23 protein-coding genes, 3 tRNA genes and 1 other annotated feature are annotated in these 26,029 nt (G+C 51.4%); of the genes, 8 read left to right on the forward strand and 18 right to left on the reverse strand.

From position 1 onward, the window contains the following. Positions 1 to 115: 115 nt before the first annotated feature. From DWZ76_RS01610 to DWZ76_RS01660, 11 genes are all read right to left on the reverse strand, one after another. The gene (locus DWZ76_RS01610) at positions 116 to 787 is read right to left on the reverse strand and encodes a V-type ATP synthase subunit D (RefSeq protein ID WP_022358661.1); all 672 of its coding nucleotides are present in this window, start codon (positions 785 to 787) and stop codon (positions 116 to 118) included. Positions 788 to 900: 113 nt separating this feature from the next. Continuing rightward, positions 901 to 2,274, reverse strand: a complete 1,374-nt coding sequence (locus DWZ76_RS01615; protein ID WP_022358662.1) for a V-type ATP synthase subunit B — start codon at positions 2,272 to 2,274, stop codon at positions 901 to 903. Beyond that, entirely contained in the window at positions 2,275 to 4,044 is a 1,770-nt protein-coding gene (locus DWZ76_RS01620) for a V-type ATP synthase subunit A (protein WP_107000825.1), read from the reverse strand. Positions 4,045 to 4,068: 24 nt separating this feature from the next. Next, the gene (locus DWZ76_RS01625) at positions 4,069 to 4,389 is read right to left on the reverse strand and encodes a V-type ATP synthase subunit F (RefSeq protein WP_022358664.1); all 321 of its coding nucleotides are present in this window, start codon (positions 4,387 to 4,389) and stop codon (positions 4,069 to 4,071) included. Continuing rightward, entirely contained in the window at positions 4,382 to 5,356 is a 975-nt protein-coding gene (locus tag DWZ76_RS01630) for a V-type ATPase subunit (protein ID WP_118471568.1), read from the reverse strand. Before DWZ76_RS01630 ends, DWZ76_RS01625 begins: the two co-directional genes overlap by 8 nt. A 27-nt stretch (positions 5,357 to 5,383) precedes the next feature. Then, on the reverse strand, positions 5,384 to 5,977 hold the full coding sequence (locus DWZ76_RS01635; RefSeq protein ID WP_107000828.1) for a V-type ATP synthase subunit E: 594 nt from the start codon (positions 5,975 to 5,977) through the stop codon (positions 5,384 to 5,386). A gap of 45 nt (positions 5,978 to 6,022) precedes the next feature. Beyond that, complete coding sequence (locus tag DWZ76_RS01640) at positions 6,023 to 6,490, reverse strand: V-type ATP synthase subunit K (protein WP_022358667.1); 468 nt, start codon at positions 6,488 to 6,490, stop codon at positions 6,023 to 6,025. A gap of 2 nt (positions 6,491 to 6,492) precedes the next feature. Then, positions 6,493 to 8,508: a V-type ATP synthase subunit I gene (locus DWZ76_RS01645; RefSeq protein WP_118471570.1), complete on the reverse strand. Its 2,016-nt coding sequence runs from the start codon at positions 8,506 to 8,508 to the stop codon at positions 6,493 to 6,495. A gap of 19 nt (positions 8,509 to 8,527) precedes the next feature. Next, a complete protein-coding gene (locus DWZ76_RS01650) occupies positions 8,528 to 8,869 on the reverse strand; it encodes a hypothetical protein (RefSeq protein WP_146143917.1) in 342 nt (113 codons plus the stop codon). Between the two features lie 303 nt (positions 8,870 to 9,172). Continuing rightward, entirely contained in the window at positions 9,173 to 10,114 is a 942-nt protein-coding gene (locus DWZ76_RS01655) for an AEC family transporter (protein WP_118471572.1), read from the reverse strand. A gap of 424 nt (positions 10,115 to 10,538) precedes the next feature. Next, positions 10,539 to 11,411 carry a methionyl aminopeptidase gene (locus DWZ76_RS01660; RefSeq protein ID WP_118471574.1) on the reverse strand — a complete coding sequence of 291 codons (873 nt, stop codon included), beginning with the start codon at positions 11,409 to 11,411 and terminating at the stop codon, positions 10,539 to 10,541. Between the two features lie 295 nt (positions 11,412 to 11,706). On the opposite strand from DWZ76_RS01660, the gene DWZ76_RS01665 reads away from it, so the two are divergent. Together DWZ76_RS01665 and DWZ76_RS01670 are read left to right on the forward strand one after the other, a co-directional pair. Further along, positions 11,707 to 12,972 (forward strand): DUF4118 domain-containing protein, encoded by a 1,266-nt coding sequence (locus tag DWZ76_RS01665; RefSeq protein ID WP_118471576.1) that lies wholly within the window; start codon positions 11,707 to 11,709, stop codon positions 12,970 to 12,972. A 1-nt stretch (position 12,973) separates the two neighbouring features. Then, positions 12,974 to 13,684, forward strand: coding sequence for a response regulator transcription factor (locus DWZ76_RS01670; RefSeq protein WP_118471578.1), 711 nt, complete (start codon positions 12,974 to 12,976; stop codon positions 13,682 to 13,684). A 216-nt stretch (positions 13,685 to 13,900) separates the two neighbouring features. Here the strand turns inward: DWZ76_RS01670 and DWZ76_RS01675 are convergent, their stop codons facing one another. Both DWZ76_RS01675 and DWZ76_RS01685 read right to left on the reverse strand, forming a co-directional pair. Further along, positions 13,901 to 14,710 (reverse strand): hypothetical protein, encoded by an 810-nt coding sequence (locus DWZ76_RS01675; RefSeq protein ID WP_107000835.1) that lies wholly within the window; start codon positions 14,708 to 14,710, stop codon positions 13,901 to 13,903. A 206-nt stretch (positions 14,711 to 14,916) separates the two neighbouring features. Further along, positions 14,917 to 15,858, reverse strand: coding sequence for a DMT family transporter (locus DWZ76_RS01685; RefSeq protein WP_118471582.1), 942 nt, complete (start codon positions 15,856 to 15,858; stop codon positions 14,917 to 14,919). Positions 15,859 to 15,997: 139 nt separating this feature from the next. On the opposite strand from DWZ76_RS01685, the gene DWZ76_RS01690 reads away from it, so the two are divergent. The 3 genes from DWZ76_RS01690 to DWZ76_RS01700 all read left to right on the forward strand — a co-directional run bounded on the left by DWZ76_RS01690 (position 15,998) and on the right by DWZ76_RS01700 (position 18,088). Further along, positions 15,998 to 16,630, forward strand: coding sequence for a YitT family protein (locus DWZ76_RS01690; RefSeq protein ID WP_243017749.1), 633 nt, complete (start codon positions 15,998 to 16,000; stop codon positions 16,628 to 16,630). A 149-nt stretch (positions 16,631 to 16,779) separates the two neighbouring features. Beyond that, positions 16,780 to 16,852 (forward strand) — tRNA-Gly (locus tag DWZ76_RS01695). A 102-nt stretch (positions 16,853 to 16,954) separates the two neighbouring features. Next, complete coding sequence (locus DWZ76_RS01700; RefSeq protein WP_107000838.1) at positions 16,955 to 18,088, forward strand: SLC13 family permease; 1,134 nt, start codon at positions 16,955 to 16,957, stop codon at positions 18,086 to 18,088. 183 nt (positions 18,089 to 18,271) lie between these two features. On the opposite strand, the gene DWZ76_RS01705 is transcribed toward DWZ76_RS01700, so the two are convergent. Both DWZ76_RS01705 and DWZ76_RS01710 read right to left on the reverse strand, forming a co-directional pair. Continuing rightward, a tRNA-Gly gene (locus DWZ76_RS01705) sits at positions 18,272 to 18,342 on the reverse strand. A gap of 22 nt (positions 18,343 to 18,364) precedes the next feature. Further along, positions 18,365 to 18,437: transfer RNA gene (locus DWZ76_RS01710), tRNA-Phe, on the reverse strand. Between the two features lie 296 nt (positions 18,438 to 18,733). Beyond that, positions 18,734 to 18,984 (forward strand) — a binding site (T-box leader). 189 nt (positions 18,985 to 19,173) lie between these two features. Here DWZ76_RS01710 and DWZ76_RS01715 point away from each other — a divergent pair. The 3 genes from DWZ76_RS01715 (at position 19,174) to DWZ76_RS01725 (ending at position 22,102) form a co-directional block, all read left to right on the forward strand. After that, positions 19,174 to 20,220 carry an ABC transporter substrate-binding protein gene (locus tag DWZ76_RS01715; RefSeq protein ID WP_118471584.1) on the forward strand — a complete coding sequence of 349 codons (1,047 nt, stop codon included), beginning with the start codon at positions 19,174 to 19,176 and terminating at the stop codon, positions 20,218 to 20,220. 167 nt (positions 20,221 to 20,387) lie between these two features. Next, the gene (locus DWZ76_RS01720; RefSeq protein ID WP_118471586.1) at positions 20,388 to 21,308 is read left to right on the forward strand and encodes an ABC transporter permease; all 921 of its coding nucleotides are present in this window, start codon (positions 20,388 to 20,390) and stop codon (positions 21,306 to 21,308) included. After that, the gene (locus DWZ76_RS01725; protein WP_022358462.1) at positions 21,302 to 22,102 is read left to right on the forward strand and encodes an ATP-binding cassette domain-containing protein; all 801 of its coding nucleotides are present in this window, start codon (positions 21,302 to 21,304) and stop codon (positions 22,100 to 22,102) included. Before DWZ76_RS01720 ends, DWZ76_RS01725 begins: the two co-directional genes overlap by 7 nt. Positions 22,103 to 22,194: 92 nt before the next feature. On the opposite strand, the gene rsmA is transcribed toward DWZ76_RS01725, so the two are convergent. The 3 genes from rsmA to metG all read right to left on the reverse strand — a co-directional run bounded on the left by rsmA (position 22,195) and on the right by metG (position 25,960). Next, positions 22,195 to 23,052, reverse strand: a complete 858-nt coding sequence (gene rsmA, locus DWZ76_RS01730) for a 16S rRNA (adenine(1518)-N(6)/adenine(1519)-N(6))-dimethyltransferase RsmA (RefSeq protein WP_118471787.1) — start codon at positions 23,050 to 23,052, stop codon at positions 22,195 to 22,197. 69 nt (positions 23,053 to 23,121) lie between these two features. Next, positions 23,122 to 23,889 carry a TatD family hydrolase gene (locus tag DWZ76_RS01735; protein ID WP_118471588.1) on the reverse strand — a complete coding sequence of 256 codons (768 nt, stop codon included), beginning with the start codon at positions 23,887 to 23,889 and terminating at the stop codon, positions 23,122 to 23,124. Positions 23,890 to 23,968: 79 nt separating this feature from the next. Further along, a complete protein-coding gene (gene metG / locus DWZ76_RS01740) occupies positions 23,969 to 25,960 on the reverse strand; it encodes a methionine--tRNA ligase (protein WP_118471590.1) in 1,992 nt (663 codons plus the stop codon). Positions 25,961 to 26,029 lie beyond the last annotated feature (69 nt).

A 26,029-nucleotide genomic window follows, 5' to 3' on the forward strand; every position in this document is an offset into this window, starting at 1 on the left:
AAGGTATATCGAAAGGGCGGTTCGAACCTCGTGGGCTCGTCCCGTCATTTTCACAACTATGTGCAAAAAGCCTCCCCTGACAGCCCTAAAGCCGCCAGAAGAGGCATTTTCATCATCACGAACAAAGCTCCCGCTTCTCCTTATAATGATGCTTCTCCTCCAGCATCATATCCTTTACCTTCATCAGGCGGATCTGCGTGCTTCTCTCATTTTCATCCAGCTTCATCGTAATATATTTGATATTTTTGCGCGCCTCCGGAATAATTACGTGTTCCAGCGCATTGACTCTCCGGCGCGTTTTCTCGATCTCGGCAGCCATGAGCTGGCAGGCTTTCTCTGTCTCGGACAGCCGCAGCATATCCGGCAGAATGTCCGCCAGCGACTTGACTGCCCCGTCCAGATCGCTCGAAGTAAACGCAAATCCATACGAGTAAATATCGTTCTCATCCGCCGTCCGGGTCTTATAATGGAACACCGGAATATCGACGCTCATTACGTTTTTCTTGTCTGCTTCCAGATAAACCGCCTGTTTCGGCGCGGCAAGCGCGGTATTTAACGCCTGCTCGGACATCCCGGCTTTAGCGATGACGAAATTCACATTCGCACTCCGGATGCCCGCCTCCACTTTCTGGCGCAGCGCCATATTTTCCCGGACCAGATCCAGGAACTGGCGCATCAGCTCATCCCGCTTATCCTTCAGCAGTTTATGTCCCCGCGTGGCTGTCGCCAGCTTCTTTTTCAGCCTCGTAAGCTCCATTCGGGTCGGGTTGACCTGTGTCGATGCCATGCGTACCACCTCTCTCCTGCAATCACTTTGTCACGACAGATCCGCCAGCTCCCGCAGCCGCGTTATGACACGCCACTTTCGTTTTCAAGCGCATCCGCCATGCACAGGCATTTTTACTCTTTCCCATAATACAGATCCAGATACTTCTCATCGATACGTTTCAGCTCGCTTCTCGGCAGGATGGAAAGCAGTTTCCAGCCAATCCGCAGCGTCTCCTCGATATCGCGGTCCGTATTGTAGCCCTGGGAAACATATTCTTTTTCAAAGGCGTCCGCAAATTTTGCATAGATTAAGTCAACATCGGACAATGCCGCCTCGCCCAGGATCACCATGAGTTCCTTTGCTTCCTTGCCGCGCGCATACGCCGCAAAGAGCTGGTTTAAGGTGTTCGAATGGTCGGCACGCGTCTTGCCCTCGCCAATTCCCTTATCTTTCAGACGGGACAGCGACGGAAGTACGTCAATCGGCGGTGTGATGCCCTTGCGGTACAGATCACGGCTTAAGATAATCTGTCCCTCGGTAATATATCCGGTTAAGTCCGGAATCGGGTGCGTCTTGTCATCCTCCGGCATGGTTAAGATCGGAATCATCGTGATCGAACCATTCTTGCCTCTCTGGCGTCCGGCTCTCTCATACAGGGATGCAAGATCCGTGTACATATAACCCGGATAACCACGACGTCCCGGAACTTCCTTGCGGGCAGCCGAAATCTCTCGCAGCGCATCCGCGTAGTTTGTGATATCCGTCAGGATAACGAGAACGTGCATATTTTTCTCAAATGCCAGATACTCGGCAGCCGTCAGCGCCATACGCGGGGTCGCGATACGCTCAACCGCCGGATCGTTTGCCAGGTTGATAAACAGGACTGTACGGTCGATCGCGCCCGTCTCCTTAAAGCTCTCGGTAAAGAAATGCGCTTCCTCAAAGGTGATACCCATCGCCGCGAAGACAACGGCAAACGGTTCGTCCGTGCCGCGCACCTTCGCCTGTCTCGCAATCTGGGCTGCCAGATTCGCATGCGGCAGACCGGACGCCGAGAAAATCGGCAATTTCTGACCGCGAACCAGTGTATTCAGACCATCGATCGCGGAAACACCCGTCTGGATAAACTCCTGCGGATAGCTTCTCGCCGCCGGGTTCATCGGCAGACCATTGATATCGCGGCGTTCCTCCGGCAGGATCTCCGGACCGCCGTCGATTGGATTGCCCAGACCGTCAAAGACGCGTCCCAGCATATCCTCCGATACGCCAAGTTCCATCGTTCTGCCTAAAAAACGCACCTTACTATTTGAAAGGTTGATACCCGTGGAACTCTCAAAAAGCTGTACCAGCGCATTGCCGCCGTCGATCTCCAGCACCTTGCAGCGTCTCTTTTCGCCGCTCGCCAGCTCGATCTCACCCAACTCGTCATAGGTAACATTTTCCACGCCCTGCACCAGCATCAGAGGACCTGCAACCTCCTGTATGGTTCTATATTCTTTCGGCATTTAGAATGCCCCCTTTCCAGCCGCATCGGCAACCTCTTTCGCAAGTTCATCGAGGACCGCCTGATACTCTTTCTCCACGTCTTCTGCTTTCGTATATTTAAAACGTCCGATCTGCTCGCGCACCGGCATCTTGATGAGATTCTGGATGGAAGCGCCGCCTTCCAGCGCTTTCTTCGACTGCTCATAGAACGCCAGCACCAGCTTCATCATGCGGAACTGTTTCTGCAATGGTGTATACGTGTCAATCTCATGGAAGGAGTTCTGATGCAGGAAATCCTCACGGATCGAGCGCGCCGCTTCCATTTTCAGGCGGTCGATCGGGGACAATGCATCCATGCCGACCATCTTTACGATCTCCTCCAGCTCTGCCTCTTCCTGCAGAAGGCTCATAAGACCCTGGCGGCAGCTCATCCACTCATCCGATACATTCTCATCAAACCATTTTCCCAGATTGTCCACATACAGGGAATAGCTGGTCAGCCAGTTGATCGCCGGGAAATGGCGCTTGTATGCCAGCGCTGAATCGAGTCCCCAGAATACCTTGACGATACGCAGCGTCGCCTGGGAAACCGGCTCGGAAATATCGCCGCCTGGCGGGGATACGGCTCCGATTGCGGACAGGGCGCCCTCGCGTCCGTCCCTGCCAAGGCAGATAACATGACCGGCACGCTCATAGAACTGTGCCAGACGGCTTCCTAAGTAGGCCGGATAACCTTCCTCGCCCGGCATCTCTTCCAGACGTCCCGACATCTCTCGCAGCGCCTCCGCCCATCGGGAGGTGGAATCCGCCATCAGTGCCACCGAATAGCCCATGTCGCGGAAATACTCTGCGATCGTGATACCCGTGTAAATCGATGCCTCGCGGGCTGCTACCGGCATATCCGAAGTATTGGCAATCAGCACGGTCCGCTGCATCAGGGAGTGCCCGGTCTTTGGATCCTTTAACTCCGGAAACTCATTTAAAACATCCGTCATCTCGTTGCCGCGCTCACCGCAGCCGATGTAAACAACAATGTCCGCTTCCGCCCATTTCGCCAGCTGGTGCTGGATGACGGTCTTGCCGCTTCCGAACGGTCCCGGCACGGCTGCCACGCCGCCCTTGGCGATCGGGAAGAATGCGTCAACGACACGCTGTCCGGTGATCAGCGGTTTTACCGGCGGCAGCTTCGTCTGGTACGGACGTCCGCGCCGAACCGGCCATTTCTGCATCATTGTAAGCTCTTTTTCGCCGTTTTCCGTCTCAATGACCGCTACAGTTTCCTCCACCGTAAATTCACCGCTCTTGATCTCTTTGACGGTACCTTTTACACCATACGGCACCATAATCTTATGCTCAATGATCAGCGTCTCCTGCACGGTACCGATGATGTCGCCTGCTTCCACGCTGTCGCCCGCTTTCACGGTCGGCACAAACTGCCATTTCTTATCACGCTTTAAAGACGGAACCTCAACGCCGCGCTTTAAGTTGTTGCTGCCCGTCTCCTTCATGATATCGTCCAGCGGCCGCTGGATTCCATCGTAGATACTCGTCAGGAGTCCCGGTCCCAGTTCAACCGAAAGCGGCACATCCATCGACTCTACCGGCTCGCCAGGTCCTAAACCGGAAGTCTCCTCATATACCTGAATCGACGCTTCATCTCCGTGAATCTCTATGATCTCGCCAATCAGACGTTCGTCGCTAACGCGGACGACGTCAAACATATTGGCATCCCGCATCCCGCTGGCGATAACCAGCGGTCCTGCTACCTTCTTTATCGTTCCTTTGCTCATTGGAAGGTTTCACCCACCTTTCTATCATGCATCTCCAAACAGAATATCCGATCCAACTGCCTGTTCCACCGAATGCTTGACCGACTCCACGCCTTTTCCCGTATTCCCGGAAATCCCCGGAATCAGGATCACGGACGGAAGCGGCTGTTCCCGGTAGCGGTCGATGGCTGTCTCAATCCCGGCAGCCGCCGCCTCGGTGATATAGATCACCGCGTAGGAACCAGAAGCCAGTTCCAGAAATACTTTCTCCGTCTCTTTTACATCGGACACCGGAAATGTCTCCAGTCCCAGCGCCGCAAATCCGTAGATGCTGTCGTAATCTCCGACTACTGCAACCTTATACATACATCTCCCTTATCCTTTCTCGAATCTGTTCCTCCTCAAGACCGTTCAGACGGGCGGTCAGGATGATACGGACCGTTTTAATCTCATTTTCCTTCGCCAGCACATAGGCAACCAGCGGTCCCGCCGTAAACGGGTTGTATTTCTGCGGCTTGATCGTCTCGATCAACTGATTGTCACACCACCGCTCAAACGCCGACGGCGATTCCTTTAATGCCTGCGCGCCGCCCGCATAGCGGGTTCCTTCCAGATACTCGCAGATCGCGCCGGCGCCGCCAAGAGCTGCCTGTGACAGGCGCTCGATATTCAAGCTATCGCACGGTGTCATCGCGCGCCGCATAAAATCCAGATGTTTTCCTGTCTTCTGGGATCGCACCGCTATCTTGATATCCGCCACCGCGACCGTCGTCTCGGCATAATCGCGGATGATCGCGTCGGACGCATTCTTTCCGCACTCATAGATAGCTGCGAGCGCCGCCCGGTCAACGATGATATCGCAGAGCTGCCCGTCGCTCGTGTGCAGAAATGTCTCGCTGGCTTCCTTCGCCGCCTCCCGCATATGTGCCGGAAGCGCCTGCCAGTCCTTCTCCGCCACGATCTTCGCCATCCGCACGCCGTCCACCTCGCAGTCGTCAAAATAGACATTGCCGTGGCTGCCCGGCGCCGCCGCATCCTTGATCGCCGCCTTTAAATTGTGGTAGAGATCCCCGTAGGAAAGCACTGCCAGGATCGCGTCGTCGCCCTTCAAAAGGTCGCGGACCGTCTCCCAGGTTTTCGTCTTCTCCCGGGTCAGGATCGCCTCCGCGCTGAGCGGTGTATCTGCATCCCCCCAGCCGTGTTCGGTCAGGAAACGCAGCGCCCCCTCGTAGCTTTTTACGGACAGCAGCTGTTCAATCTGTGCGGAGGAAAAAAGCCCATTTTCCAGTGCCCGGATCCGGGCGACCGCGTAGGCATATTTTGTATCAGACATATAAGCCCTCCTTACCTTCTCCCGCCGTTATCCAAACAGCATCGCATGTACCTTGTCCGCCAGCTCATCCCGCTGCGACGCAAACAACGCCCCGGCAGAACAATTTTCCTCGACGCCGCCGTACACCAGAACAAAGCCCCCGTCGATCTCCCTCGGTTCTTTTTTCAGTACCAGGCTTCCGCCTTTTTCCTGCGCCGCCTTCTCTATCTTTGCCGGAAAATCATCCGGCATCCGCTCTAAATCACGTTTTGAAACATAGATTTCTCCTGCCCGATCCGTCACGAACCGGGAAAGAAGCTGCTCCATCCATGCAAAATACGCCTCATCCGGCTTTGCCAGCAGCTCCCTGTGTGCCGCCGCAAGCATTTCCTCGATGATCGCCTGCTTTGCCGCAAGGATCGCCTGGCGCTTCTTTAGCGCCGCCGAAGAACGAAGCCGTTCCTCATAGCTTTTTTCACGCTGCGCCGCCGATTTCGCCTGCTCTTCCTCCAGCTTTTTTACCTTTTCACCGGCTGCCGCAAGGGTCGTCTCCGCTTCACCGGCTGCTTTTTCCTGAATCGCAAGCGATTCCTGCTTTGCATCGTCAAGGATCTGAGCAATAATCTTATCTAATCCATTCATACGCTTCACTCCTTAACTGATTTTGATTCTTTCCGCCGTGCCAGATTACAGTGCATTGATTGCCAGAATCGAAACCAGAAGTGCCAGAATCGCATAGGTCTCAACCATCGCCGGGAACAGCATCGCTTTACCAAACTGTTCCGGTTTCTTCGCTACGATACCGATGGAAGCAACCGACGTTCTTCCCTGATGTCTCGCCGATACCAGGCCAACCACGCCGATCGGAAGGCATGCTGCCAGATATAAGAGTCCCTGGGAGATCGACATGCTCATGTCAGCGCCGCCGCCAAGAAGACCAATCTTAGAAAGAGCGATGAAACCAACCAGCAGACCGTAGATACCCTGGGTACCCGGAAGCAGCTGGAGCAGAAGCACCTTCGCGAATTTATCCGGATCCTCGGTTACGACTCCGGCTGCTGCCTGACCTGCCACGCCTACGCCGTAGGCTGAACCCATACCTGCAAGAATAACCGCCACTGCAACTCCCAACAATGCAAATACAATTCCGCTCATATTTAATCCTCCTTGATTTCCACGTATTTTGTTATCTGCTTAAACGGACGGAACGCCTTTCCGCCACCCTCATAGAACTTTCCGAAAAACTCGACGTACTGCAGACGGCAGGTATGCACATACGCGCCGAGCAGGTTGATCGCCAGGTTAAACAGGTGTCCGAAGCAGAATACCAGTATAAATACAATAACGCCAAATACATTATTTCCAACCATACTTCCCATCTGGTTGATAACCGATGCGATAACGCCGGTTGCCAGTCCGAGCGCCAGAAGGCGCGAATAGGAAAGCACATCCGACACCCATCCGGTAATATTATACAAATCATATGCGCCAAGCGCCAGCCGCAGGATCGGATTCTTCTTGTCGCGCGCCGACATCACCAGAATTCCCAGCGCGCCCACGATCGCCATTCCCTTTGCCAGCGAATTAAGCACCGGCGGGAATACGATATTCATCTGCGCGATGGAACCAAACAGTTCCGTCGGAAGCAGCATCAGGATCAGCCCCAGAAGCAGGAGGTACCAGAGTACCACGTCGCAGATAAAATCCACAACCTTGCCATCCTTTAAGAGCATATATCCTTTCAGTCCCAGCCCCAGGAATAAGTGAATCACGCCAAATAACATCGAATAAACCAAAAGCTTCATCGGGTCATTTAGCGGGACAAACCAGAGCGCCGGTATCGTCACCGTATGTCCAAAATACGTCCGGCTCACGATGTCCACCGCATCTCCGAAATAACCGCCGAACATGACGCCCCAGAACAGGGTCGAAAGTCCGCAGTACATAAAGAGCCGCAGTGATTTCCGCAGGTTTTCTTCCATCCTTGGAAATTTCTTAAGTGCCAGGAAGCACATCAAAAATACAATAAATCCGTATGCCGCATCTGAAAGCATCAGACCAAACAAAAATACATAGCACGCTGCCATGATGCCGGTCGGGTCCATCTCCCCCTTCGCCGGTAAGCCAAAGGACGCGGTCACGCCCTCCGCCGACGCCGCGAAGGTTCCGTTGGAGAGAAGCACCGGTGCTTCCTCATCCTCCGGCACATCCGAACTTTCCACTGCAAGTTCAAACCGGCTATTCAGCTTCTCCTCCAGTCCTTTCGCATCGCGCTTCGGGATAAATCCCGTGATCATACACGTTTTTTCCGACTGTAAGATCTCGCCGAGCGCCTCATACTTCTGTGCCCTCAGGCGGTAATAGTCGGATAACAATTTCAAATCTTCCCTCGCCGGAGCGCACTGTTTCAGTTCTTCTTCCGTCGCTGCCGCGCGTCCCTCATGCTCTGCCGCCTGCGCTTTGAGTTTCTTAGCGTAAGCTGCCGGAACTTCCTCCACCGGACGCGCCGGACGGGCAAATCCAATCGACCGGAGTGCTGTCTCCAGCTTCTCCTCGTCCTCTTTCAGGCAAATTACCGCAATGCAGGTCTGGTCGGCATCGCTTCCGACAACCTCCAGCTCCCATTTTTCAAGCTGCGGCTCCTGTTTTGCCACCGAAGCGTAAATTTCTTCCTGCGTATAAGCGCCTCCGCCGACCGCGCCAGCTAAGATAGCACACCGTTTCGTCTCCTGATACGCAAGTGGAATCTCCAGCTTCTGCCACGGTTTCAGGCTTTCCGCCTCCGCCAGCAGTCTAAGCGCCGCAGTCTTTTCCTCCGTGATCTGCTTTTGCAGGTTCAAAATGCGTTCCGCCTGACCTAAAAGCGCCTCTGCGTTCGCCTCCGTCTCCCGGTACGCGCCTGCCTTTGCAAGCGGCTTTCCGGCAAGCCCAGCAAGCATCGATGTTTCCTCCGGAACCACCGCGGCAAGCACTTCCAATGCGCGATCCGCCGTCGCCGCATTTCGCTCAAACTTCTGCCGATCCTCCAGCGTGTCCGTCCGCTTAAATACCTCGTCCGGCTCCGCCTCCGCAGAGAGCTCCATCACTCCGGCAGCCTGCAGAAACTCCATCAGGGACTTACGGTCCTTCTTCAGGGCACAGATACATAGCTTTTGCATCTGCAATACTGCCATATCTACATCCCTCCATTCACTAGACCAGTTCCGCTATGAGCCGGTCAACCACCTCCGGTTTCCGTCTGTCCGCCGTCTCTCTGAGCGTCTGACACTCCGCCTCGGCTTCTGCCAGTGCCTGTTTTACGTACTCCTCCCCTCTGAGAGTCAGTTCTTCTTCCTGCTTCACAGCTGCTTCTTTCCCCCTTTTCTGTGCATCTGCGAGCATTCGATCCGCTTCTGCCTCCGCCTCCGCCTTAACGCGGCGTGCATCCTCCGAAGCCTGCGCGACCAGTTCCGATGCCTTCGCCTCTGCGTCCTCGACCGCCTGGATCGTCTCCTTGATCATTGAACCACCACCTTTTCCCCTAATTTTTTTCAACAATAATGCAATATCCTTATTATGTTTCACATCCTCCCATTCCATACAATTCGCTGATTCGAAGCATCAAAAGCACATGGAAAATAAATAAGTTTTCTCGCATTTGTATACTATTATAACTTTTTCAATCAGTTTTGTCTATTAAATGTTTTAATTTTGAAAAGATTATACATACATCTTAATTTATGAAAAAAAATTTCGGTTCTCATGAAAAACAGTGTTTGTTTCCACAAAAAAAGCTGCCAGACAATTGTTGCTCTTCCACAAACCACTGTCTGGCAGTCCCCTATTATATATTTATTTTTATGCGAGCCACCCGATCGAATTAAGGAAATAGACCCACAAAAAGATCGTCACAACCGAGGCGACCGTGCTCAACACGACAAACTGTCCCGCCAGCTCGCCGTCGCCGCCCATGTTCTGCGCCATCGCATAGGACGCCGTCGCAACCGGAGTCGCGTACATTTCAAAGTAAACAAAACGTTCCACACCGGAAAAGCCGAGCAGCGTCGCAACCGCCAGAATCACTGCCGGCAGGATCACCATCTTGACGGTCATCGACGGAACCACATATTTCAGATTGCCGCCGATCGCATTGAAATGCAGCGTTCCGCCCAGTACGAACAGTGCCAGCGGCGTTGTCAGATTGGCAAACTGCTTGATCGGTCCTTCCACGGAAACCGGAAGTTTAATCCCTAACATATGGAAGATAAAGCCCAGGAGCGCGCCGCGGATCATCGGATTTTTCAGGATATTCTTAATCAAAACAGAAACCGGGACCTTGCCGCCCCGGAACAATTCCAGAATCACGACCGCCGTTATGTTGTAGACCGGAATCACGATCGCCACCATCATCGTCGCCAGCAGTGTTCCCTCCTCACCGAACACGCTGGTTGCCAGCGGAATGCCGAACAGGACGAAATTGCTGCGGTAAATCGCCTGGATGATAACGCCGCGCCGCTCATTTTCCTTTACCAGACGCGGAACCACAGCAAGCAGAACCGCCTGCAAAAGCAGCACGCTGATAATGGCGACTGCCACCAGACGCAGATTTAATGTCATTCCCTCCGGAATGGAATACAGGTTGTTAAACATCAGAATCGGAAAGAATGCCTGAAAGATCACTTTATTCAGGCGCTTCATAAAATCCTCATCCGCCAGCCCCGACATCCTGACTCCATATCCAAATGCGATATAGAGCAGAAACGGAAGGACTGTATTAAGTGCAAATAAAAAATTTTCCATATAATTCCTGCCACTTTCTTCTTAATTGCTTTGTTCTGGACGCGGTTTCTATCCAGTCAGGCCGCACCCCTTTAATCACCAGATTTATTATATACCCCATCCAAGAAATCGACAAGAAAAATTCAAGCGCGCCAGCCTCATAAACAGTTCCGAAAAAGTTTCGAATTATGTAATACTCGTTTAGATTTATTTTAGATATTGGTCAAAATATGGACACAATTATCCAGTATTATAATGGCATAACATCAATGAGGCAGATGACACTACAAGATGCGCGCAATCGTTATCTGGCTCGACTAACAACAATTTCCTTTATATAGATATTTCTTCGCAGTCTTTTATCCCCCTTCGGCTGTGAAGAACACCCACCTTGGGTACAAAAAAGAGACGGTTTGACGCCGTCTCTTTTTATGTACTCTGCAAACTACCAGGAAAGCACCTCATGGCCATCCTCGGTTACCAGCACCTGAATCTCCCACTGGGCGGATGCTTTTCCATCCTTCGTGTATACACTCCAGTCGTCATCGCCGTCCACGAATACTTCCTCGGTTCCCTCGTTGATCATCGGCTCGATCGTGAACATCATGCCCGGTGCAAACATCATGCCGGTGCCTCTCTGACCAATATATCCAACCCACGGGTCCTCATGGAACTCGATGCCAACGCCGTGACCGCCGATCTCACGAACCACAGAATAGCCATTTTCTTCCGCATGCTTCTGGACCGCTTCCGCCATATCGCCCATGAAGCCCCACGGTTTTACCTGCTCCAGACCTAATTCCACGCACTCTTTGACAACATCCACCAGTTTTTTATGTTCCGGGCTGACATTTCCGATGCAGAACATACGGGAAGAATCCGCATAATAGCCGTGATAAATGGTCGAAACATCCACGTTGATGATATCGCCATCCTTTAATACGACATCTGCTGACGGAATGCCGTGGCAGACCTGAGCATTGATGGATGTGCACACGCTCTTCGGGAATCCTTCATAGCCAAGCGGCGCCGGGATTCCGCCCATGCGGGTCGTCTCATTATATACCCACTGATCGATCTCCTCGGTTGTGACGCCAGCCTTGATATGCTCAGCCACATAATCCAGAACTGCCACATTGATCTTGCAGCTCTCGCGGATCCCCTCGATCTGCTCCGGGGTCTTGATCATGTCGTGATCCGGAATCTGGTGTCCGGCATCCGCCGCCTCCATCAGCTTCTCATCAAATGCCTCATGGCAATGTTTGTACTTCTTTCCACTTCCACACCAGCACAGATCATTTCTTCCTAATTTTTTCATCTTATTTTCATTCCTTTCGCCCTGCACTCCGGCAGCCCGTTTGTCACTCTCTAACAGGCGGGTCAGCCTGCTTCCCTCAATCGGGAGACTGTTTGGAGTTTAACACACTGACGCTGAAAATGCAATGAAATCACCCTTATCCAGCCAGATTCTCAATAATTGTGTTACTGTTTTTATCCCAAATTTTCACGATTTTTTCAACTTTTTAACAGTCTTCCTCTCTATTTTTCAGAAGAAACATTGTATAATAGAAGCATCCATATGAATTTTTTGAAAGGAGACTTTCTTTATTTAAATGAAACATTCAAGTAAATCTTCTGTTTCTGGAACTTCCAATGAAACTTTCCTGAAAACAGAATCAGCCAGCAGCCTTCAAGGTTCAGCCGAACCCAACTCTCCGGACACCAGCATTTCCAATGGTGGCAAAACACATCCACACAAAATTGACGCCTTAAAAAATTGGTTCCGGACCCGCCCGATCGTTGAAAAATTCTGTGCGCTTCCGACATACATACAGAGCTGGGGACTTACCCTGTTTTTCATGGGTACCGCCACGATCATCGCGTTCTGCTTTTTTCATGCGCTCAAAAATCCGACTGCCAACATCGCGCTAACCTACATTCTGGCGGTCTTTTTGGTAGCGCGTTTTACAGACGGATACAGCTTCGGCCTGTTCTCCTCCTTTGTCGGCGTTGTCTGCGTCAATTTTCTGTTCACGTATCCGTATTTCGCGCTGGATTTCACGATGGCCGGCTATCCGATTACCTTCGTGGCAATGTTTTCAATTTCCAGCATTACAAGCGCCATCACAAGCAACATGAAAACACAGGCGCGCGTGCTGGCAGAACGTGAAAAGATGCTGATGGAAGCGGAAAAAGAAAAGATGCGGGCGAACCTGCTGCGGGCAATCTCCCATGACCTCCGCACCCCGCTTACCAGCATCATCGGTTCCAGTACCGTATATCTGGAAAATGGCAGCAGCCTCCCGGAGGTTGAGAAAAATGCGCTGGTGCGCCATATTCTTGAGGATTCCAACTGGCTCTTAAACATGGTTGAAAACCTGCTCTCCGTCACGCGTATCAACAATGAGACGGCAAAGGTAACTAAGACCTCGGAACCAGTCGAGGAAGTTCTCTCCGAGGCGATGATCCGCTTAAAAAAGAGACTTCCAGACGCCAATATCCATGTGCGCGTGCCGGAGGAATTCCTGATGGTCCCGATGGACGCCGTCCTCATCGAACAGGTTCTCATCAACCTGCTGGAAAATGCCGTTGTCCATGCTGAAAGCACCGAGCCGATCGAGTGCTATGTGGAATCACTTTCCGACTATGCGATTTTCCACGTGCGCGATTACGGCGTCGGCATCCCGCCGGAGAAGCTGGCAACCATCTTTGACGGCTCTTCTTCCACGACCAGCACTTCGCCGGATGGACGAAAGGGCATGGGAATCGGGCTTTCCATCTGTAAAACGATCATTCTCGCCCACGGCGGCGAAATCAAGGCAATCAACCACACGCACGGTGCCGAATTTTACTTTACCCTTCCAAAGGAGGACAAATAACATGACACATAAACTTTCTATTTTATTAGTAGAAGATGAAAAAAACATCTGCGACTTCATCTCCACTTCCCTGTCCGCACAGGATTACCGCATTTCCACCGCACACACGGGAAAAGAAGCTCTTCCGATCATCACGTCCCAGTGCCCGGATCTGATTCTCCTCGACCTGGGGCTTCCAGACATGGACGGCATGGAGATCATCCGCCAGGTCCGCACCTGGTCCAGCGTCCCGATCATCGTCCTCTCCGCCCGCACGCAGGAACAGGAAAAGGTACGTGCGCTCGACCTCGGCGCGGATGATTATCTGACCAAGCCGATCGGCACCTCCGAGCTTCTCGCGCGCATCCGGACTGCCCTGCGCCACAGCAACCGCTTAAACACAGCTTCTCCGCTTTATAAGCGCCCATTCCATGCAAAGGGACTGACGATCGATTTTGAAAAACATCTGGTATCGGTTGATGGAAGGGATGTCCATCTGACGCAGATCGAGTTTAAGATTATCTCCCTGCTGGCGCAGAATTCCGGCAGAGTCATGACGTATGATACGATTATTTCGAATATCTGGGGTCCCTATGCGGACGATGATAACAGTATTCTGCGCGTAAATATGGCACATATTCGAAGGAAACTGGAGCAGAATCCGGCGGAACCGCAGTATGTGTTTACGGAGATCGGGATTGGATATCGGATGATTGAGGATGAGATGCAGTAATAGATAGATTGATTGATTGTCGTGATGCGGAAAGAGGCGTCCGGGAATCTGCGCCGCCTGCGTCTCCAATTATCATTGTTCGCTTGCTTTCGCTACATCTGTTCGTCTGGATCGGACAAAAATGTCCGCCCCAGCCGGACAGCTGGCGTGGGATGCGTACAATCGATAATTGGAACGCTGGCTTTTGATTGTCTATTTTTGTTTTTGTCTGTTTTTTTATTCTACTTCGCTTTCAATGACTCCATCGTATAAACCAATTAAGTCTTCATAGCCATCCGTGGATGGAAGGGTCACTACGACCGGCTCGCCCGGGTTCTGGACTTCGGTCTCCATCAGAGTAATGCAGGTCATTGGCTGGTCGAGGACTTCCATGTTGTATACGATATAGTTTGTCATATAGATAATGTAATCGTTGTCATCCAGCACGTAAGCGCCTTTCATTTCCTGGATGTTCATGTCCAGATTGACATCGGTGCCGAGTGTGTTCATCACGGTTCCGAGGGCTTCTTTGACGTTCTTGTTTAGCTTCTTTGGATTTGCCTCATATGCCAGCACACGTTTTCCATTGACCTCGTTTAAGGAAATGCCCTTCATATAGCTGGATTCCATATTGCTGGTGTTGACTCCGGTCTGGACGGAGGATATGATCTGCTCTAATGGCATCGGGTATTTCAGTTTGACACCGTTGGCATCTACGTAATAGTAGCCGTCCGTATAAAAAACCTGTGAATAGCTGTCCTGTCCCAGAATCGAGGAAGCGACCTGTGCCAGGTACTTGAGATCGGTGGTATCCTGCATATCCATCTCTGCATGCATCGCCATATCAACTTTCATCTGACCGTCCGGAATGACATCCTTTGCAAGTATGACCGAATGGACGCCGCTCTGAATCTCCGCGGACTGAATCGTATTGTTCTTCTCCATCACCCGGTCAAATACCTCCGCCGGATTTTCGGCTGCAAATGCGGTTGTTGACATCGTCATAATGGCTGCTGCACTCACAAGTGCGGTTGCTAATTTTTTCATCCCTGTTTCCTCCTGTCTGCTGCCGGGCTTATGTCGTATTTCCCTATATAACTTTCTGCCCTATCTATAACCCATTTTCGAACTGTGTCGGCAACCCAGCTTTTGTTCCTGAAATTCACGTTTCTGGACACGAAAACCACTCCGACTTTATCTTCAGTATATATAATTTGGCATCGCTTGTAAACCATATCGGCGGATACTTTCCCTTACATTTTTATTACATCTGACGGCTCTTTCGATTCCAAAAGTGCCTGCTTTTGAGTATTCTTTCTTTTCCGGTTATTATATACAAACATGAAAATTGCCATCAGGCAGATAATTCCATATCCGAGGAAACTCCAGCCGTCCGGCACCTGCCCGAAGATAAAGAAACCGAGCATCGTCGAGAAGATCAGCTGCGAATAATCGTAGATGGAAATACGGCTCGCCGGGGCATAGCGGTATGCCGCCGTGATCGCAAACTGTCCGCCCGCCGCCGCGCAGCCCGCCAAAAGCAGGATCCCCATCTGCTGCCAGGTCATCGGATGATAGTCAAAAATCAGCCACGGCAGCACAACCACACAGGAAAATACCGAGAAAAACAGCACGATCACCGGTCCCTTTTCTCCTGCCTCTCCCAGTTTCCGCACCATCGTGTACGCCGCGCCCGCGCAGATGCCGCCGAAAAAGCCCAGCAGCGACGGCACAAGTGCCAGATTGGAGAATGTCGGCTTTACCACGAATATACTGCCGAGAAACGCACCGAAGATCAGCGAAAGCTGAATTGGCATAACTTTTTCCTTTAAGATCAGCCAGCTGAACAGCACTGTAAAAAACGGCGACATTTTATTTAGAATCGATGCGTCCGCCAGCACCAGATGATCCACCGCATAAAAGTTACACAGCACTCCCATCGTGCCGAAAATTGACCGCATCAGAAAATACGGCAGATTTTCCCTGCGGATACGAAACGGCTCTCCCGCCCGCAAAAGCAAAACAACCGCTGCCAGCGCCGCCACAAGATTGCGAAAAAAACTCTTCTGCATCGACGGCAGATCGCCCGCCAAATGTACAAACATACTCATCAGCGCAAAACAGAACGCAGACAGCACCAGGCAAGCAATTCCGCGGTATTCCTGCTTCCGGATGTCCGGATGATTTTCTACCATGTTTTCATTCCCCTTTCCGTCTTCCTATCTTCCAGTATACGCACATCCCACATTTTTGTCTATTCTTGACACAAATTTGTTTCCATACTAAAATAGAGAAACCATTAACAACACTATCATTTGTAAGGAGCCTGTTATTTTGCTGAAATTATTCCATTCCCTCGATTTAAAACTAAAATCCTGCCTGATTGCACTGTTGGGAAGTGCATTTCTGGCATTTGGCCTGTACCATGTCCATTCCTTTTCCGGTGTCACCGAGGGCGGTGTCTTAGGAATGACGCTTCTGCTTGATCACTGGTTCCATATCTCCCCATCCGTGTCCGGCTTCATCATGAACCTCGCCTGCTACGCGATGGGATGGAAACTTCTGGGGCGGCAGTTCATCGCCTACTCCATTCTTTCCAGCGCCAGCTTCTCCCTGTCTTACCGGATCTGTGAGCAGTTTCCGCCCCTGTGGCCGCAGCTTGCCGATATGCCGCTTACCGCATCCCTGCTCGGCGCGGTCTTCGTCGGCGTCGGTGCCGGGCTCTGCGTGCGGATCGGCGGTGCCCCGGGCGGGGACGATGCGCTTGCGATGAGCCTTTCCCACGTGACGCACATCAAAATCCAGTGGATCTACCTCCTGTCCGATTTTGCTGTACTGGTGCTTTCACTGAGCTACATTCCGTTAAACCGCATGGTATATTCCATCCTCACGGTACTCCTGTCCGGACAGATCATCGGGTTTGTGCAGACCGCGGGAACACATCCAGTGGAAAATATGGAAACTTGATCGTTTTCATACGGTTCTCCCGGTTTCAAACGTGCCTACCCGTGAACAGTAATGAATTTTCTATATTTTTTGATTTTTTTTAAAAAAACGCTTGCCAAATCAACCGACCTATGATATTATATAACTCGTTGAAGCGATGCTTCAGAAATGCGCGAGTGGCTCAGTTGGTGGAGCGCGACCTTGCCAAGGTCGAGGCCGCGGGTTCGAGTCCCGTCTCGCGCTCTTTTTATTTTATAGCGGAAACCTTTTCATTTTCATGAGGGTTTCCGCTATTTTCGTTACTGGTCACAGTTACACTTTTTCTTTTCAAGGGAGTATTTTACCATGATACAAAAAGTAAGTTCTTTTCTCAAAAAGGATACCGTTTTAACCATCGCCCTGGCTCTGGCTGTCCTTTCCATGTTTATCATACCACCGTCCGCCGGATACCTGAAATATCTGGATCTGCACACACTGATCCTGCTCTTTGGCCTGATGACAGCAACCACAGGCCTCCAAAACATCGGTTTCTTTCGACAGCTCGGGGAATTACTGCTGCTTCGAATCCATTCACTCAGGCAGCTGGAACAGCTTCTGATTCTTCTGTGTTTCTTTTCCAGCATGCTGATCACCAACGATGTGGCCTTAATTACCTTCGTTCCATTTGCTCTGGAACTACTGCGGATGGTAAACCGCAAAGACCGGATCGTTCCGGTTGTCGTCTGCCAGACACTGGCAGCCAATCTCGGCAGCATGACAACTCCGGTGGGGAATCCCCAGAACCTGTATCTGTATTCCCACTTTGAGCTTTCACTTGATACATTTATCCGGAGCATCGGTCCATTTTCGCTGCTTTCATTGGTTTTGCTGCTGCTCGTCACAATGTTTACACCAAGGGAGACTATCTCACTAGATACAGCCGGTAGAGATACAACCTCCGATGAGACCTTTCCTAAACGCTGCCTTTTCTGCTGTCTGGGAATGTTTTTCCTGTGCCTTTGCACCGTAGCCGGTCTTCTGCCGCTTCCAATCCTGTTTATCTGCATTCTGGCGATTGGCTGTCTGGCAGACCCGAAGATCTTCTGTCAGGTGGATTACTCTCTCATCCTGACTTTTATCGGATTCTTCATCTTCATCGGGAATCTGAAACACATTCCTGCGGTAAGCTCCCTGCTTTCCAGTATGATCACGGGACACGAAGTGATAGTCTCCGTTCTGGCCAGCCAGGTAATCAGCAACGTTCCGGCCGCCATCCTGTTGTCCGGATTTACCGAAAAAGGAGTTTCCCTTCTGATCGGAACTAACCTCGGCGGTCTCGGCACCCTGATCGCATCCATGGCGAGTCTTATTTCTTACAAATATATCGTCCGCTCCTGCCCAGAGAAAAAAGGAATCTACTTCCGCTGGTTCACGATTGCAAATGCGGGATTTCTAGCAGTCCTGATGGCGGTATATTTTCTGGTTTTTTATAGCATCTGATAAAAAAGAATGTGCCTTGGCACATCCGGGCGTCTCGCGCGGTCGCTTGCGACATGTTCCTGCTTCGCGCGAGTGCACATCCTCGCGGAGCGTTTTTTGTTTCATAGGACGTAATTTCCTATGAAACAAGAAAGCCCCCAGAGCGGCAACTCTGGGGGCTTTCTTAATTTTAAACAACAAAAAAGCGGGTGATGGGAATCGAACCCACGTATCCAGCTTGGAAGGCTGGTGTTCTACCATTGAACTACACCCGCATGATAAATTATGAAATTGTAATGCCCAGAACCGGAATCGAACCAGTGACACGAGGATTTTCAGTCCTCTGCTCTACCAACTGAGCTATCTGGGCATCCTGAGGAATCCTGAGGAATCCTGTGATTCTCATGTTCGCTCTTGTTCAGCGACATGAGTTATTATACTAGAGAGTCTTTTAAATGTCAACTATTTTTTTCTACTTTTCTAAATTTTTTCAAAAACTTTTTCAACTTGCTGTTCCTGCCGCACAGCCAGCGTCCACATCTTCATCTCCAAATTTTCCGTAAACAATGGAAAAACCGACTCTTTTTCATTTTCCTGCATCTTTTTGATTTTGATGGTTGACAAATCCTTTTGGGTGTGTTTATAATGCATGTAACGAAGAACACAGATAAACCGATGAGGAAGAGGAGTATCTGACCTATGTATCGCCACAGAGAGTTCCGGATGGTGGAAACGGAACGCCTTACCGTCAGTGAATGGACTTCCGAGGGCAGCCTTGAACGATTGTTTCAGTAGGGGCTGACGGGACCCCACCCGTTATCCATCGGGGCACGTATGATGGTACGTGTAAGCGAGTGGACATTTTCACAAATGTCAATTTGGGTGGTATCGCAGAAGTTTACGCTTTTGTCCCATGTATGGGGACAGAGGCGTTTTTTAGTTTCTGGAAACATTCTCAGTAAAATCTTTCATCACGGCGCGCGGCGCCAAACCAAAGAGAATCTTCTTTCCAGACACATTCTTTACTCTGCTCCGGCAAGGCAGACTGATACATCTGCCATCCAAAACAAATATCAAAATAAGAATAAAGAATGGAGAAAATGACTATGAAAAAGAATCTGAAAAAATTATTTGCACTTGGATGCACCGCAGCCCTGACACTGACAACCGCAGGATGCTCTTCCAGCACATCCAGCAACGCTTCCGAAGCAGACACCACCGCTGAAACCTCTCAGGAAGCTTCCGCGGACAAAGAAATTTATAATGTAGCGATTGTCAAACAGCTCGACCACGCTTCCCTTGATGAGATTGCAAATGCAGTCGAGGCAGAGTTAGATAAAATCGCCGAGGATAACAATGTAACCATTCACTACGAGCTGTACTCCGGCCAGAATGACCAGACAACCTTAAAGCAGATTGGTGATCAGGCGGTTGCTGACGGTGTTGACGCCATCATCCCGATTGCGACCCTGGCTGCACAGGTAGCGACCGTATCCGCACAGCAGACCCAGACACCGGTTGTCTACGCCGCTGTTTCCGATCCGGAAGCCGCTGAGCTGACCGGCATCGACTATGTAACCGGTACCAGCGATGCGCTGAACGCCGAGAAAATCATGGATATGATTTTTGCCGCAAACCCAGATGTTAAAAATGTGGGGCTTTTATATTCCTTATCCGAGGCAAACTCAACCAAACCGATCGCGGATGCAAAGGCATACTTAGACGAAAAAGGCATCTCCTACACCGAGCAGACTGCAAATACCAACGACGAAGTAATTACCGCTGCTTCCTCCCTGGTTGCTGACAAAGTAGACGCTGTCTTCACTCCTACCGACAATGTCATCATGGCAGCTGAGCTGGCTATCTTCAAGGATCTGGCCGATGCAGGCATCCCGCACTATGCCGGCGCTGATTCCTTCGTCCGCAATGGTGCATTTGCCACCTGCGGCGTCAACTACACGGCTCTTGGTACACAGACCGCTGACCTTGCTTATCAGGCAATCACCGAAGGCATGGACGGCATGGAAGACTACTACACCGCAGAAGGCGGCATCGTAACCGTAAATACCGAGACTGCCAAAGCCCTGAATATCGACACAGCTGTATTCAAAGATTTTGGCGATGTTGTAGAGGTTACGACCACCGAGGACTAATACCCCTCATCCGGCGGCACTTTGATTTTCATTTGACTGACTTTCATGTACTCTCAGAACCGTAAGACAGACCAGACGCCAGCCGCATCCCCCGCTTACCACGCGGCTGGCGCATCTGCCTTATGAACGCTCTGGGAGTACAAATCATTCTACGGAGGTAATTTCCCATGCTTCATATTTTACAAACCGCTCTGGAACTGGGATTTCTGTATGCGCTGGTGCCGATGGCGCTGTTCTTGAGTTTCCGCATACTGGACATCGCGGATATGACGACGGACGGCTGTTTCGTCCTCGGCACAGCGGTATCCGTCACAATGGCTGCGGCAGGGCATCCATTCCTCGCGGTTCCGGCTGCCATGCTTGCAGGCATCTGCGCCGGATTTGTTACCGCATTTCAGCAGACCCGTCTCGGCGTGCCGTCCATTCTCGCCGGTATCATCACCAATATGGGACTCTACACCATCAATCTGATGGTAATGGGCTGGAGTGCCAACGTGAGTCTTTTAAAGACAGAGACCATCTTTTCCCTGCTTCAGAAAACCGGTATCGGGGGTGACTGGTATGAAGCACTTCTGGCAATCTGCGTAACTGTGCTTGCGGGCGCACTGCTCGTCTATTTTCTCGGTACCCGTCTGGGACTCTCCATCCGGGCAACCGGCAACAACATTGACATGGTGCGCGCCTCCTCGATCAACCCGACATTTACCATTACGGTCGGCTTATGCATCGCCAATGCGCTGACCGCACTCTCCGGCGCAATGGTCGGTCAGTACCAGAATACCGCCGACATCAACGGCGGCACGGGTATCGTCGTGATCGGTCTTGCCTGCCTGATCATCGGTGAAACCGTCCTCGGACGCCGCGGCGTGGCAAGAGGTGTCATCGCCACCGTCATCGGTTCGATTATTTACCGTTTTATCTACGCTATCGTCCTGTATACAAAAATCATGCCTGTACAGGGGCTGAAACTGATCACCGCTGTGATCGTAGCGCTGGCAATCGCATTTCCGACGATCCGGAAATGGGCGGCATTCCAGACACGTAAAAATACAGCGGCACGCCGGAAGGGAGGACACGGAGCATGTTAAATATTCAGTCGATATCAAAAACCTTTAATCCGGGAACTGTCAACGCCAAACAGGCGCTCTCCGGGCTGTCCCTGCATCTGGATCACGGCGATTTCGTGACAATCATCGGTTCCAACGGCGCCGGAAAATCGACCCTGTTCAATGCGATTGCCGGCAGCTTCTACGTCGATGACGGCTTTATCGAGCTGGACGGCGAGGACATCACCTATATGCCGGAGCACAAGCGCAGCCTGATGGTCGGCCGCCTCTTCCAGGACCCGTTAAAGGGAACGGCGCCGGGCATGACGATCGAAGAAAATCTTGCCCTCGCCTATCTGCGGACCGCAAAGGGGAAATCGCCATTTTCCCGCATTTCCAAGAAAGATAAGGATGCGTTCCGCGAACGCCTCTCCCTCTTAAATATGGGGCTTGAAGACCGGATGACCCAGCCGGTCGGACTTCTCTCCGGCGGTCAGCGCCAGGCGCTCACCCTGCTCATGGCAACCCTCATCACGCCGAAGCTTCTGCTGCTCGATGAGCACACTGCCGCCCTCGATCCGGGAACAGCTGAAAAAGTACTGGAGCTGACGAAAAATATCGTTGCTGAGGAGAAAATCACCTGCCTGATGATCACCCACAATATGAACCAGGCTCTGGAGCTCGGAAACCGCACGCTCATGATGGCAAACGGAAATATCGTGCTCGACGTCGGCGGCGCAGAGCGCGCTTCCATGACTGTCGAGGATCTGATCGCCCGCTTCAAGACCGGCGCAGGCCACGCGCTGGATAATGACCGGATTTTATTGTCGGAATAATTTTAAAAAAGCAAAAAATTCAAAAAGTCCCATCCTTTCAGATTTGAATCTGCATAAGGATGGGACTTTTTTATATTTCTCTTATCCAATTTCTATTTCCCAAGCACATCCGAAAGCGCTGCAAACTGCGCCAGCGTCAGCGTCTCGCCGCGCACGGACGGGGAAAGTCCCAGCGACTCGATTGCGGCTGCGATCTCTTCCTTGCTAAAGGAGAGATCCTGCGCGTTGGAAAGCCCGTTCTGCAGGGTTTTCCGGCGCTGGTTGAAGGACGCGCGGATGAGGCGGAACATTAAATCTTTATCCTTTACCTCCACCGGCGGCTTCGCATGGCGGGTCAGGCGGATGACCGCTGAGCCGACATTCGGACGCGGAATGAAGCAGTTCGGCGGCACATTTGCCACGATGTACGGCTCGGCATAATACTGAACCGCCAGCGACAGGGCGCCGTAATCCTTCGAGCCCGGACCTACCTGCATCCGGTCTGCGACCTCTTTCTGCACCATAACCGTAATGTTGTCGATCGGCGCGCCGCTCTCAAACAGCCCCATGATGATCGGGGTCGTGATGTAGTACGGCAGGTTCGCCACGACCTTAACCGGACGTCCGCCGCCTTTCTCTTCCGCCAGTTTTTTTATGTCAATCTTTAAAATATCTTCGTTGATAACGGTTACATTTTCGCAATCCTGAAGCGTATCTTTTAAGATCGGAATCAGGTTTGTATCGATCTCCACGGCGATGACCTGTCCTGCCGCCTGTGAAAGGCGCTGTGTCATCGTACCGATGCCAGGACCGACTTCCAGGACGGTGTCCTCCTTGGTCATGCCCGCCGCTGAGATAATCTTGTCCAGCACGTGCGTATCAATCAGAAAATTCTGACCGAATTTTTTCTGGAAAGCAAAATTGTATTTCTGTATTACTTCGATTGTATTCTTCGGGTTTCCAAGATCCATTCCGAAAATCCTTTCCCGGAGTCCGGAACCTGACCGAGACACCACCCAGCCAGATTCCTCCTCTCTTCTTTACATTAACCGGTACAGCCTCCGCGCATTCTCTTCAGTCGCACGGACGATCTCTTCCGGTGTACATTTCTTGATTTCTGCCAGCTTTTCCGCCACATATGGCAGGTTCAGTGAGGAGTTGCGTTTGCCGCGGTTGGGAACCGGAGCGAGGTAGGGGCAGTCGGTTTCGAGTACCAGACGGTCGAGCGGCGCCATCTCGGCTACTTCCAGAAGCTTTTTCGCGTTCTTGAAGGTCAGTACGCCGCCGATGCCTAAGTAAAAGCCCATCTTTAAATACTCTGCCGCCATCTCTTTTCCATAGGAGAAGCAATGAATCACACCGCCTATCTCCCCGGAGTGCTCTTCCTTCATGATATCGAGCGTATCCTTCGCCGCGTCGCGGCTGTGGATGATGACTGGAAGTTTTAATTCCCGCGCCAGATTTAATTGGCGGTGGAACCATTTTTTCTGTGTCTCATGATCCGGCTCTTCCCAGTAATAATCCAGACCAATCTCTCCGATTGCAACAATCTTATCCGACTGTGCCAATACACGGAGTTCGGCAAATTTTTCCTCGTCAAGCTCTGCCGTGCTGCTGGGATGAACACCGGCCGCGCCGTAGATAAAGGGATATCTCTTCGTCAGTTCAATGGTGGTCTTTGTGCTCTCCATATCGGCACCCACATTGACAACCGTTCCGATCCCGCCTGCTGCCAGACCGGAAAGTAGCGCCTCCCGGTCCTCATCAAATGCCTCATCATCATAATGGGCGTGTGTGTCAAATATCATATAACTTATATTTCTCCATTTCCATTCAAGAATGTCTCAATATTCTTGCTGCAAGATGGGAGTCATCTCACATCTGATATTAGCAGATTTCTGCGCCCGCCGGCATATCCTTCTCGGTGGTCATCAGAGACAGCTTGCCTTCTGCATCCTCTGCACAGAGAATCATGCCCTCAGACAGGATACCTGCCAGCTTCGCCGGTTTCAGGTTTGTCACAACCATAACTCTCTTACCTACCATCTCCTCCGGAGAATAAGAATGTTTGATTCCGCTGACAATCTGACGTACCTGGCTTCCGACCTGAACCTGGGAGCAGAGAAGCTTCTTGGACTTCGGAACAGCCTCGCAGGAGAGGATCACGCCAACCTGGAACTGCAGTTTTGCAAAATCATCGTAGGTAATCTCTGCTTTCGGCTCGATATCGATGCCCTCGGCTTTCTCGTCCTCTTCCTTCTCCGGCTCTGCCTTTGCAGCAACTGCCTTCTTCTGCTCTTCCTGGATAACTTTGACTTTCTTCATCACATCGTCGAGTTTCAGGCGGGCAAAGAGAACCTCCGGCTCCTCAGTCACCTTATTTCCGGACGGATAACGGCCAAATGCATCCATCTGTGGCAGTTCACGTTTTACGGTATTTAATTCTTTTAAGATCTTCTCCGAGGTCTCCGGCATGAAGGATTCAAGCAGGGACGCACCAATCGTGATAGACTCAACCAGGTTGTAGAGAACCGTTGCAAGACGATCCTGCTTGTCCTCTTCCTTTGCCAGAATCCACGGGGTTGTCTCGTCAATGTATTTGTTGCTGCGGCGGAAAATATTGAAGATCTCGGTGATCGCATCGGCAACGCGCAGCTTATCCATCTTCTCATCAACCTTGCGGACTGCTTCCAGCACTACCTTCTTCAGATCCTCGTCCACCGGCTCCGTCACGCCCTTGTCGGCTACCACGCCGCCAAAGTACTGGTTCGTCATCGATACCGTTCTCTTTACGAGGTTGCCGAGGATATTTGCCAGATCCGAGTTCAGTCTCTCTACCATCAGCTCCCAGGTAATAACGCCATCGTTCTCAAACGGCATCTCATGCAGAACGAAGTAGCGGACTGCATCCACGCCAAAGAAATCAACCAGTGTATCGGCGTAAATCACATTTCCCTTGGATTTACTCATCTTGCCGTCGCCCTGTAACAGCCACGGATGACCAAATACCTGCTTTGGAAGCGGCAGGTCGAGTGCCATCAAAAAGATCGGCCAGTAAATGGTATGGAAACGGATAATATCCTTACCAATCAGATGCAGGTCTGCCGGCCAGTATTTCTTGAACAGCTCGCCGCTCTCGCCATCGCAGTCATATCCAAGACCAGTGATATAGTTGGTCAGTGCATCCAGCCATACATATACAACGTGCTTCGGGTCGAAATCAACCGGAATCCCCCATTTAAAGGAAGTACGGGAAACACACAGATCCTGCAGGCCCGGAAGCAGGAAGTTGTTCATCATCTCATTTTTACGGGAAACCGGCTGGATGAACTCCGGGTGCTCATTGATATAATCGATGAGTCTCTGCGCATATTTGCTCATACGGAAGAAATATGCCTCTTCCTTCGCCGGCTGTACCGGACGTCCGCAGTCCGGGCATTTGCCGTCTACGACCTGGGACTGGGTCCAGAAGGACTCGCACGGGGTACAGTAAAGTCCCTCGTAGCAGCTCTTGTAAATATCGCCCTGATCATAGAGCTTCTTGAAAATCTTCTTTACCTGCGCCTCATGATCCTCGTCAGTGGTGCGGATAAATTTGTCGTAGGATGTATTCATCAGATCCCAGATCGTCTTGATCTCACCCGCCACGTTATCGACAAACTGCTTCGGCGTGATGCCAGCCTCATCTGCCTTTAACTCGATCTTCTGACCATGCTCATCGGTGCCCGTCTGGAAACGCACATCGTAGCCCTGCGCCCTCTTGTAGCGCGCAATGCTGTCCGCCAGCACGATCTCATAGGTATTTCCGATATGCGGTTTGCCCGATGTATAGGCAATCGCAGTTGTTATATAGTAAGGTTTCTTACAGTTCTGACACATTTATCATGCCCTCCTTATTAAAATTGCGCTTTAAATTGTGTTCTTCACAAAAAAAGCCTCTAACCGCCC

The organism is Clostridium sp. AF35-15, assembly GCF_003477745.1.
GTDB classification, from domain to species: domain Bacteria; phylum Bacillota; class Clostridia; order Lachnospirales; family Lachnospiraceae; genus Otoolea; species Otoolea fessa.